This is a genomic window from Bradyrhizobium sp., assembly GCF_049581145.1.
In the GTDB taxonomy this organism is placed as follows: domain Bacteria; phylum Pseudomonadota; class Alphaproteobacteria; order Rhizobiales; family Xanthobacteraceae; genus Bradyrhizobium.
In genome coordinates, this window is sequence record NZ_JBAURI010000307.1 from 1 (window position 1) to 10,433 (window position 10,433).

7 protein-coding genes and 1 pseudogene are annotated in these 10,433 nt (G+C 63.1%); 1 reads left to right on the plus strand and 7 read right to left on the minus strand.

The window, feature by feature from the left end; translation table 11 throughout:
• The first annotated feature begins 222 nt into the window (after positions 1-222).
• Complete coding sequence (locus WCB02_RS10250) at positions 223-1,593, plus strand: MFS transporter (protein ID WP_423957965.1); 1,371 nt, start codon at positions 223-225, stop codon at positions 1,591-1,593.
• A gap of 69 nt (positions 1,594-1,662) precedes the next feature.
• Here WCB02_RS10250 and WCB02_RS10255 read toward each other — a convergent pair whose 3' ends face one another.
• The 7 genes and pseudogenes from WCB02_RS10255 to WCB02_RS10285 all read right to left on the minus strand — a co-directional run.
• Entirely contained in the window at positions 1,663-1,965 is a 303-nt protein-coding gene (locus tag WCB02_RS10255) for a hypothetical protein (RefSeq protein ID WP_423957967.1), read from the minus strand.
• A gap of 146 nt (positions 1,966-2,111) precedes the next feature.
• Positions 2,112-3,608 carry a hypothetical protein gene (locus tag WCB02_RS10260; RefSeq protein ID WP_423957968.1) on the minus strand — a complete coding sequence of 499 codons (1,497 nt, stop codon included), beginning with the start codon at positions 3,606-3,608 and terminating at the stop codon, positions 2,112-2,114.
• A gap of 309 nt (positions 3,609-3,917) precedes the next feature.
• Entirely contained in the window at positions 3,918-5,468 is a 1,551-nt protein-coding gene (locus tag WCB02_RS10265) for a sugar ABC transporter ATP-binding protein (protein WP_423957970.1), read from the minus strand.
• Positions 5,465-6,586, minus strand: coding sequence for an SMP-30/gluconolactonase/LRE family protein (locus tag WCB02_RS10270; RefSeq protein ID WP_423957971.1), 1,122 nt, complete (start codon positions 6,584-6,586; stop codon positions 5,465-5,467). Before WCB02_RS10270 ends, WCB02_RS10265 begins: the two co-directional genes overlap by 4 nt.
• Before the next feature lie 7 nt (positions 6,587-6,593).
• The gene (locus WCB02_RS10275) at positions 6,594-8,792 is read right to left on the minus strand and encodes an ABC transporter permease (RefSeq protein ID WP_423957973.1); all 2,199 of its coding nucleotides are present in this window, start codon (positions 8,790-8,792) and stop codon (positions 6,594-6,596) included.
• Positions 8,793-9,089: 297 nt separating this feature from the next.
• The gene (locus WCB02_RS10280; RefSeq protein WP_423957975.1) at positions 9,090-10,112 is read right to left on the minus strand and encodes a sugar ABC transporter substrate-binding protein; all 1,023 of its coding nucleotides are present in this window, start codon (positions 10,110-10,112) and stop codon (positions 9,090-9,092) included.
• A gap of 129 nt (positions 10,113-10,241) precedes the next feature.
• A pseudogene (locus WCB02_RS10285) lies at positions 10,242-10,433 on the minus strand (ABC transporter permease); the annotation flags it as partial.

Genomic DNA, 10,433 nt, shown 5'->3' on the forward strand with positions numbered 1-10,433 from the left:
TCGTAGGATGGGTAGAGCGATCAGATCGGACCCTTGTCCGGTCTGATCGCGAAACCCATCGCCGCACAACAAATTGACGGGTTTCGCAAGCGCTCAACCCATCCGACTCCTTCGTTTCATATGATCAGAACTTCGGAGACTACGTCCTAGCGAATTCGGCGCGGGCCGCTCCAATCAAACAAGGCGGCCGCGATAAACAAACAACACAGGGGGAAACATCAGATGACGACCGCAGTCAACGCCGGCGCGCGTCTCGACCGGCTTCCGATCTCGCCGTTCCACTACCGGATCTTCGCCCTGGTCGGCGCCGGCATGTTCTTCGACGGCTACGATCTCTATGTCGCCGGCGGCGTGCTGGCCTCCACCATCCAGAGCAAATTCTCGACGCTGCCGCAGAACCTGCAGTTCATTTCGCTGACCTTCGTCGGCATGACGCTGGGGGCGTTGATCACCGGCTTTGTCGGCGACAGGATGGGACGCCGTTTCACCTATCAGATCAATCTGCTGATCTTCGGGCTGGCGTCGCTGGCGGCCGCTTTCGCGCAGGACATCGATCAGTTGATCGCCTGCCGCTTCGTGCAGGGGCTCGGCCTCGGTGCCGAGATCGTGGTCGGCTATTCGACCTTGACGGAATTCGTGCCGCCGAGGACGCGCGGGCGCTTCCTGTCGATGATGGTGTTCATCGTGGTCGCCGGCTTTCCGATCACCGCGCTGCTCGGCTATCTGATCATTCCCGCCTTCGGCTGGCGCCCGATGTTCGTCATGGCCGGCGTCGGCTCGCTGATCGTCTGGTATCTGCGCAAGAACCTGCCGGAATCGCCGCGCTGGCTCGAATCGCAGGGCCGCAACCAGGAAGCCGAGGCGCTGATGCAGGCGATCGAAACGGAGGCCGCCGCCGGCAGGAAGCTGCCGCCGGTGGTGGTGCCGGCGCCGGTCGCCCAATCCGCTGCCCAAGTCGCGGCCCAAGTCGCCGCCTCCGACATGCTGAAGCCGCCGCTGCTGCAGCGCATGATCGTGGGCTCCTGGGTCCTGATCACGGTCAATACGCTGATCTTCGGTTTCGTGCTGTTCCTGCCGCAGTTCTTCCTGCGCCAGGGTCTGACCATCACCAATTCGCTGGCCTACACGCTGGTGCTGTCGATCGCCTCGCTGGTGGGCTGCGTGCTGGGCGCCTTTCTGTCCGACGCCGCCGGACGGCGCATGAGCATCATCGGCGCCTCGGTCGTGACCATCATCGCCGGCTACATCTATGCCCGCTTCGACGCCGCGTCCGATCCGGCCATCGTGCTGACGGTCGGATTCGTGCTGATCGCAGCGATCTATGTGCAGACCGCGATCCTGTTCGGCGTCTATACCCCGGAGCTGTTTCCGACCGAGATCAGGCTGCGCGCCAACGGCATCTGCAACACGCTCGGCCGCGGCGCGACCGTGGTCTCGCCCTTCATCGTCGGCGCCCTGATGGCCTCCTACAAGCTGCCGGGCGTGCTCTGGCTGATGATCGGCCTCTTGGTCATCCAGATCGTCGTGGTGTGGGCCTGGGGCGTCGAGCCGCGCAATCGCGGATTGGAGGAGGTCGCCGCCGTGAAGACGTGATGGCGGCACATGTCGCGTGAATGCGCTTCCTACAAAGGCGCTTCGGCACGCCGCGCGTTTGCCGCGTCGCTATCTCGAAGCCTTCCCGTCACCCTCCCTCAGCTCCCTCTCCCACATCATGTGCTGGGTCCGCGACACCGCGGCCGCGCAATAACCCCGCTCCTTCTTGTCGGCGTCCTCCCAGAACCAGTGCATGCAGCTCGCGCCGATGCAGAAGTCCCCGCGATAGCGCATTTCGCGCGCGTACCACGGAAAGAACTTCCACAGGAAGCGCCATCTGTACCAGTCCCGGTAGGTCCAGCGCCCGCGCTTGCCGACCTGCATCACGCACATCCGCATCCGGGCTTCGCTCGGCGGCAACATTCCGTGCATGTCGTAAACCCTCCTGCTCCATGCGCCCCACATCCCGCGATCGGGGAAGATCGGTCGGTTCTGAGGTGGATGTTTGACGGCGGTCCGTCCATCTGCGGGTATGCTTAATTTTTTGCTGCGTCGCGGCGCCAACAGCCAAGCGCGGCCTATCGCTTGACGTAGATACTCTCATACAAGCCTGCGTATTCCTCCTTCCAGCCTCGCTTGTCGACGAGAAACCGCCTCAACTCGTCATGCGCCTTCACCCAAAGCACCGTATCGATCTGGTATTTCGCAAGCACCGTGTCCCAGGCGGCTTCATCAATCTCGATTTCGGGCAGCCTGAAATAGTCGCGCAGCAAAGCATCCGGATAGGCGGTCGCCGCCCGACCATCCACGAACACTGGGATCGCGCCTCGTGTGTAGAAGATCAACAAGCCACCGACGTTCCAATTGTTCAAAAGCCGCGCGTGCGGAAAATGCGTCTGAAGATAGAGCGCATCCTGCTCAGAAAGCATCTGCGGAAGTTCGAGAGCCGGTTCGACTTGCATGAAAGTCAGCGGCAGGAAGCACACGCCGGCGATGCCGGCCGCCAACAACGACCTTTGCACCTCCAACAGGTTCAGCCGCGCAGGCAGCAGCCGGTCGAGGTGAAGAGCCAGGGGAACTGCCGAAAACATGAAAAAGAACGACATGTATCTGAATTGATGAAATCCCAGCAACAAAGACAGCCAGCACAATAGCCGCGACTCCAGGGGGCAGGGACCTCGGCAGCAGAGCTCGAGCGCAACGAATATCAGGATATAGAGGATGCCGGGAATGCTCCCCGGCCAGGACAAGTTCTGGAAATAGGACAGCCACTCGGTGATGTGCGCCTGCACGAAGTGACCCAGCGTCGCCGCGACGCCGTCATGGATGTGCCAGCCGAGCGGATTGATGAAGATTGCAATGAAGCAACCCAGTCCCACCAGGCCGTAGATTTTGACACCGAGCCAATCCCGGCGGAGCAAAGCCGCGCCGCAAAAAACGCCGACAACGAGAAAGCCGAGCAGGAAGCCGCCATGCAGATTGACCCAGAGAACCATCATCAAGGGCAACAGGAACCATCGCGTCCGCTTCAGGCATTCCGCGTAGAACATCACGCAGAACAACATGGTTGCCGTGTTTGGCGAAGCGGCGAGATAACTGTTCGGGGCCGTTGCAAAAGAGGGATAGAGCAGGCACGCGGAAAGCGCCGCGATGCAGACCGCGGTTGCCGAGGCTCCGCTGCTCAAGCAGATCGACGCGAGATATCCGACGATCAGCGCGCCACAGGCAATGACAAACAACACGAGACCGCTCAATTTCGTGTACTCAAACACGACACTGGCGGTCACGTCCCAGAGCCACGACAGATTGTACCATTGTCTGCCCGCCGACGTGAACGACCATGGATCGGCGAAAGGAATGCGGCCTTGCTCTCTGATCAGGTCTCCAGCGGCCAGGTGCCATCCCAGATCATAGTTTCCGAGCAGCAGCGGCGCGTTCGAAAGGTAATACACGCATGCGAATGAAATCACGAAGAGATAGATTCCGAATGTCTTCGCGTCGCCGGTCGCGATCGGGCGATCGTCGATCGCGACAGCCGCGTTACCCTCGGCAAGAAAACTGCGAATGGTCTTCATGACATTGTCCGGCGCGGCTCGGCCAACGCGTGCAACGCCGAAGACGGAACGCGCTCCGAGACGATCACGCATCCGTAGGATTACGGATAATTGTTAACAACTCATGCGCGAACAACATGACGGGCAATGCCGATAGTAAGATCTCGTTAACCGGCGCCCGTCGCTTCCGGTTTGATCAACGAAAGACGCCCCCCTGAAAAGCGAATGGCGATGTGGAACCTCAGGTGCTCGATCAAAAATGATCGGGTCATTTCGTTGGATCGCCCTGCCTGGCCTTGAGCAGAGCGCTTCGGACTTGCAGCCCTGCGCTCAATGCACCGCCGCATACAGGATCTTGTCCTGGGTTGCATCGGCCGCGTCGAATTCGGCGACGATCCGGCCGGTGCGGGCGACCAGGATGCGATCGGAGACGACGAGGATCTCGGGCAGATAGGACGAGATCACCACCACCGCCTTGCCTTCGTCGGCGAGCCTGCGAATCTCGGCATGGATATGCGGAATGGTGCCGACATCGACGCCGCGGGTCGGCTCGTCGAAGATGATGATCGAGGGATCCTGCACCAGCGTCTTCGCCAGCACCACCTTCTGCTGGTTGCCGCCGGACAATTCGACGATGCGGGCCTTGCGTTGCAGCGCGTTGATCTTCAGCCGGTCGACCCAGTAGTTCGCCAACTTCGTGCGCCGCGCGCGCGACAACAGAAAGCTCCAGCCGCGCCGAGTGGCGAGGCTGCCGATATAGATGTTGTCGTCGACCACCATGGTCTCGAAGAAGCCGTTGACCTTGCGATCCTCGGTGATGTAGGCGATGCCGTCGTTGATCGCCTGCCGCGGCACACGGTAGCGGATCGGCTTGCCACGCAGCCGGATGGTGCCGCCATTGACGAGGTTGCGCTTCAGCGCGCCATAGATCACCTTGGCGATCTCGGTGCGGCCCGACCCGATCAGGCCGGCGATGCCCACCACCTCGCCGGCATAGACCGAGAACGACATGTTCTTGACCACCATGCCCATGGTGACGTTCTCCACCGTCAGCACCTTCTCGCGGCGGTGGCTTGATTGCTTTCGGCCGCCATAGACGCTCTGCGCCACCTCGCGGCCGACCATGTGCTGGATCAGCGCGTCGCGCGTCAATTGCCGGGCCGGAGCCGTGATCACCAGCCGGCCGTCGCGCAGCACGGTGATGCGGTCGGCGATCTGCAGGGATTCTTCCAGCGCATGCGAGATGTAGATGATCGAGACGCCGCGCGCGCGCAGGTCGCGCACCAGATGGAAGAAATGCACGATCTCCTCCGGCGTCAGGCTCGCGGTCGGCTCGTCGAAGATGATGATGCGCGCCCTGTTGTAGATCGCGCGCGCGATCTCGACCATCTGCTTCTTGGCGGTGCCGAGCAGCGCCACCGGCATCGCCGGATCGACATGGAAGTTGAGCGACTGCAGCAGCTGCTGGGCCTGGATGTTGAGCGTGCGAAACCGCGTCAAGAGTTTCTCGTTGCCAAGCTCGATGTTCTGCGCCGCCGTCATGGTCGGCACCAGGCTGGTCTCCTGATAGACCATGCAGATGCCGGCGCCGAGCGCATCGCGCGGCTGCTCGAAATGAACCGCCTTGCCGTCGACGAAATAATCCCCGGAGGTCAGCGAGATCGCGCCCGCGATCGCCTTGCACAAGGTCGATTTGCCGGCGCCGTTCTCGCCGACCAGGGCATGCACCTCGCCGGGATAGAGATCGAACGAGACACCCTCGATGGCATGGACGCCGCCATAGACCTTGCTGCCATTGACGATGCGCAGCACCGGCTGCCGTTCCGCAGTCTCGCTCGGGGTCGAGGTCGCTTTGGCGGTCGGGAGGGCGGCGTCGTTCATCGCAGGTCTCCGCTGTAGAGCAAAAGCCGCCCGGCGCCGCGGGCCGCGATCACCACTCCATGCTCGGTGTCGCAGGCGCCGGTGACGCCGTGGAAGCGGCCGCCGGCGCGGCTGTGCAGGCTGTCGGTGGCCTCGCCCTCGCTGTCGAGATGCACCAGCAGACCATAGGACCGCGGCGGCGCCCAGGGTTTCTGGATGCCCAGCGCCTTCACCGAACCGATCTGCATCGGCTCGAGACAATCGCTGCCGCCGGCAAAAGCCGGCGCGATCCAGTACTCCGGCGGCATGGTCGCGATCATCTCCTCGCGGAAATCGTTCTCCTTGAGCACGAACTCGACCAGGTGCGTGCGCCGCGCGAACAGGCCGAGAAAAAGCCCGCCATGGGCGTCGGGGTGGATCCGTGCCGGATAGCCCGGCAGATTGCCCGCGATGATCTCGCGTTCGCCGATGCCGTCGCCGGTCAGCGCAAAACGGCTGAGCCGATGCGCCCAGCTCTCGGCGAGCCACAGGCTTGCGCCGTCGGCGGCAATCGCAAGGCCGAAAGGATAGGCCAGATCGCGCAGCAAGACGCGGGGATCGTCGAGCCCCGGCCCGCAGACGATCAGCCGCCCCTTGCTGCGCTTCTCCATCAGATCGTGACGCCATTGCTCCGGCCGCCGGCCGGTGCTGCCTTCGACCGCGAAGATGCGGCCGTCGGCTGCGGCAACCACCGACATCAACCCGGCAAGGCCGCGACCGTCGACGGAATCGAGCCAGCGCGGATTGGGATGGGCCGGATCGATCGCAGCCAGGCCGCGGCCGGCGATGCAAACCAGCAGGCGGCCATCGGGATGGATCGCAAGGCCGCCGGCATCGTCCTCGAACTCGGCAACCAGCGCACGGCTCGACAGACCGCTGCCGCTGAGCTTCAGCACCGACCGCCCCGCCGAGACGTAGACCGTGCCGTCGCTGGCGATTGCCACGTCGTCGAGACCAGGCAACGGCAAGCCGATCGGCGCGCAATCGTCCAGCCGGTCGTTGGGGCTGAGCGCGCCATCCAGCGGCGGAATCGCGCTCTCGCCACCGTCACGATCGATCACGCTGCGGACGTCGTGCAACAGATGGTCGAACAGTCCCATGGCGGCGTTACCTCCGTTCTTTGTTGGTCGCATTTTCTTGCGGAAAGCCGGTGTCCACCTTTCCGGAAAATGCTCCAGCGATCCGGCTTTTGGCGCCCCAATAGGCGTCATAGCCGGTCCATGTGTCGTCGACGCCGTCGAGCCTGATGCGTCCGATCCGGTTGTTCTCGAGGCCGCCGAGATAGAGGTAGCCCTTGTGCTCGCGCATCGAGGTCAAGGTCGAGTGCGCGATGCCGGTCGGATCCCACCAGGACTCCAGGGCCTCGCCTTGCTCGTTGAACTTGAGCACGCAACCATGGTTCAGCGCGGGCGCAAGCCATTCGTCGGCCGGGACCTGCTTGACCATGCGCAGCCGAAAACCCGGTTTTCGCGCGGCCAGGTCGAAAGTCGGGGTGCGGATGCCGACCAGCGCCAGCCAGTAGGTGCCGTCGGAGGCGCGGTTGATGTTGTCGGGGTTGCCCGGCAATTCGTCGATCAGGATCTCGGTGCGGCCTTTTTTCGGCCCCTCGATCCAGTGGCGAAACACCTTGCATAGCGAGGTGCTGGCGATCAGCACGGACCTCCCATCATGCGCGACGCAGACGCCGTTCGGGAAGTAGAAGTGATTGATCACGGTGCGCGTCGTTCCGGTCGCCGGATCGTGGCAGACTAGGCGCCCATTGGGACGCGCCTCGAGAATGTCGAGCGTGTTGGTGGTCATCTCGTAGCGCGTGGTGCAGTCGCTGAAATAGATCTTGCCGTCGGGGCCGATGTCGAGATCGTCGGCCATGCGCAGCCGGGAATCGTCATTGAGCTTGTACCAGGTGCGGTTGGTCTCGTCGGTGATCTTGAAGACGCGGCCGTCGGGCGCGACGCCATAGACGCCCATGCCGGCAACCGCGACCACGAGATTCTCGTCGCGATCGAACTGCATGCCGAGCGGCCGGCCGCCGATATGGGCGAATACCTCGCGCGTTGCGAAATCAGGACCGGAAAAGCGGATCACATTGCCGTCGCGGGTCGAGCCATAGAGCCGGCCCTGGCGGTCGAGAATGACGTCCTCCGGCCCCTCGACCTGATCGAGGCCGATTGCCTGGGCGCCGATCAGCCGGTCGTTCTGGGCGTAGGGCGAGTTCGATCCGCGCTGCACCGACGGCGCCGGCGACAGCGCCACGAACGCGGGATTGACATAGATCTTCTGGATCGCCTTGCCGCGGTTCTTCGACCATTTGACGTCGATGCCGACCGCGACCAGCAGGATGATGCCGGTGGCCGCCGAGGTGACGTAGCCCGGGATGCCCATGCGGACCAGGCCGTTGACCAGCAGGAAGATGATCAGCGCGCCGATCATCGCACGCCACACCGTGCCCTTGCCGCCGGCCAGCGAAACGCCGCCGAGCACCACCGCGGTCAAGGCCTGAAATTCCCAGCCCACGCCGGTGGTGGAATCCGTGCTCGCCTGCCGCGCCGCATAGAAGATGCCGCTCGCGGCGCACAATGTCCCCGACAGCACGTAAGTGACGAACAACATCAACCGGACGCGGATGCCGGCGTGCCGGGCGGCCTTGCGACTGGCGCCGATCGCGGTCAGGTGCCAGCCATAGCGCGAGCGTGACAGGAAGATATGGCAGACGAGCAGCACGATGAACAACGTGGCCGCATTGATGGGGATCCCCAACAGGCTGCCGCCGCCGACATAGTCCCAGGCGTCGCTGTCGACCGAATTGGTCGCGAATACCTGCGCGTAGCTGGTGTTCAGCAGATTGACGCAGGCGCGCAGGATGATCAGGGTCACCAGCGTGGTGAGGAATGGCCGGGTCTTCAGGAACCCGATCAACAGGCCGTTGATGCTGCCGAGCGCGGCGCCGACGGCCAGCGTCGCGGCAATGACGACACCGACCGGCCATTCCTGCACCAGCAGGAAATACAGCGCCGCGAAATTGCACAGCGCGAAGATCGCCCCGACGCTGAGGTCGATGCCGCCGGTGATCAGACAAAAGCCCATCGCCAGCGCGACAAAGCCGAATTCGGCGAACAGCCGCAGCAGCGAGACCGTGTTCTGCACCGTGGCATAGTCGGGGATCGTCAGCGCGAAATAGAGCCAGAGCCCGATCATCACCGTGAACGGGATCACCGGCTCGAACCATTGTTTCAGCAGCAGTTCGGACAGCAGCAGCCGCGGCGAGAACCGCCGCACCGAGGCCGCAAACGAATCCATTGTCGACATCGTCAGGACGCCTCTATCGGATCAGCCCGTATCTCTCGGCGTCTTTCCGGGATGCAGATTTCTGTCGGCAATCGCCGACTGAAATCTGCAGGCCCGCAATCCATAACCACAGACGGGCGTATTTCGGGAGGCGCGGCAATGTGTGCACAACACAACTCCGGCCGGTGGTCATGGATTCCGGGCTCGCGCAAGAGCCCGCCCCGGAATGACGGCAGAGGATCTTGGGTGAATCCGACAGCCCCGCACGCAAGGACATCAAGCGCCGTACCATGTTGCAACTCTCACGGACTTGAGCGTCTAGCTCTTCTTCGGCAACGCGAAGCAGTTGGCGCCGTTGGCGTTGGTTTTGTCGAGCCAGACCGGCTGGGTGTAATATTCGAGATTGCGGGTCCCCGGCTTCTCGCCGGACTCCAGCAGCGTCTCCGCCGCCATCATCAGATCGTGGCCCTGCTCGGTCGCCTTGTAGCTCAGGAATTTGTAGAAATTGCCCGAGTTGACCTGGTCGCAATCGAGCTGCGAACCTTCGCCCGAGGCATAGACCTTGACGTCGTCGATCTTGCCGGCATTGCGGATCGCCTGCGCCGCGCCGGATTCCATGATGCCCCAGAAGCCGATGCTGGCGCACAGGTCGGGGTGCTGCTGGATCACGGTCGCGGTGACGTTCAGCGCGGTGTTGGCATCCCAGTTCGCCGCCTGGTTCGAGACCACCTTGATGCTGGGATCCTTGTTGAGGACCTCCATGATGCCGCCGACCTGATCGACGCTGGCGGCCGCGGTCAGTTCGCCCTGCACGATCTGCACCTTGCCCGACTTGCCCGACCCGGCGCCACACTGCTTGACGACGTCGGTGGCCAGCATCTTGCCGACCTCGTGCCAGTCGGCGCCGACAAAGGCGCCGGACTTGTAATTCGACGACATGTTGATCTGGATGACGTGGGTGCCTTGCGCCTCGGCGCGCTTCAGGTCCTTCATCAACAGCGTGACGCTCGGGTTCTGGACGATCAGCACGTCCGGCTTCTGGTCGACCAGCGCGGTCAGCGCCTGCTGCATGGCCGACGGATTGTTGTTGGGATCGCGCACGACATATTTCATGCCGCGCCATTCGGCTTCCTCCTTCACCACCCGGCCCCATTCGTCCGAGAGGGGCACACCGAGCGCGATCGGAAGATAGGCGATGGTCTTGCCCTCCAGCGCCCTGTCGTAGGCGGCGCGCAGCTCGCGCGCGGTCTTGGTGCCGCCCTCCTCCTGCGCCACGGCCAGCATCGGCAGCACGGCCAGCACCGCGCCTGCGAACAGCAACATCCAGCTCTTTTTCGTCATGATGGTTCCTCCCTGCCGTTTTGTCTTTTGCTTCGTCTTTTTGCCTGGTTTCTTTTTTGCTTTCGTCTCTGTCTGTTCGCCCCGGTCGCCGTCGTTGGTATCGGCGCGATGCCCAAGGGGATCGTGCACTCAGTCTCCCTGCCGCGCGGTCTCCTCGTCACGGGGATGCAGCCAGTTGTCGAGTACGATGGCCGCCAGCAGCACGACGCCCTTGATGATGTTCTGCACCTCGCTGTTGACGTCCATGATGGTGAAGGCGTTGAGCAGGGTGCCGATCAGGACGCAGCCGACCACGACGCTGAACACGCTGCCGCGGCCACC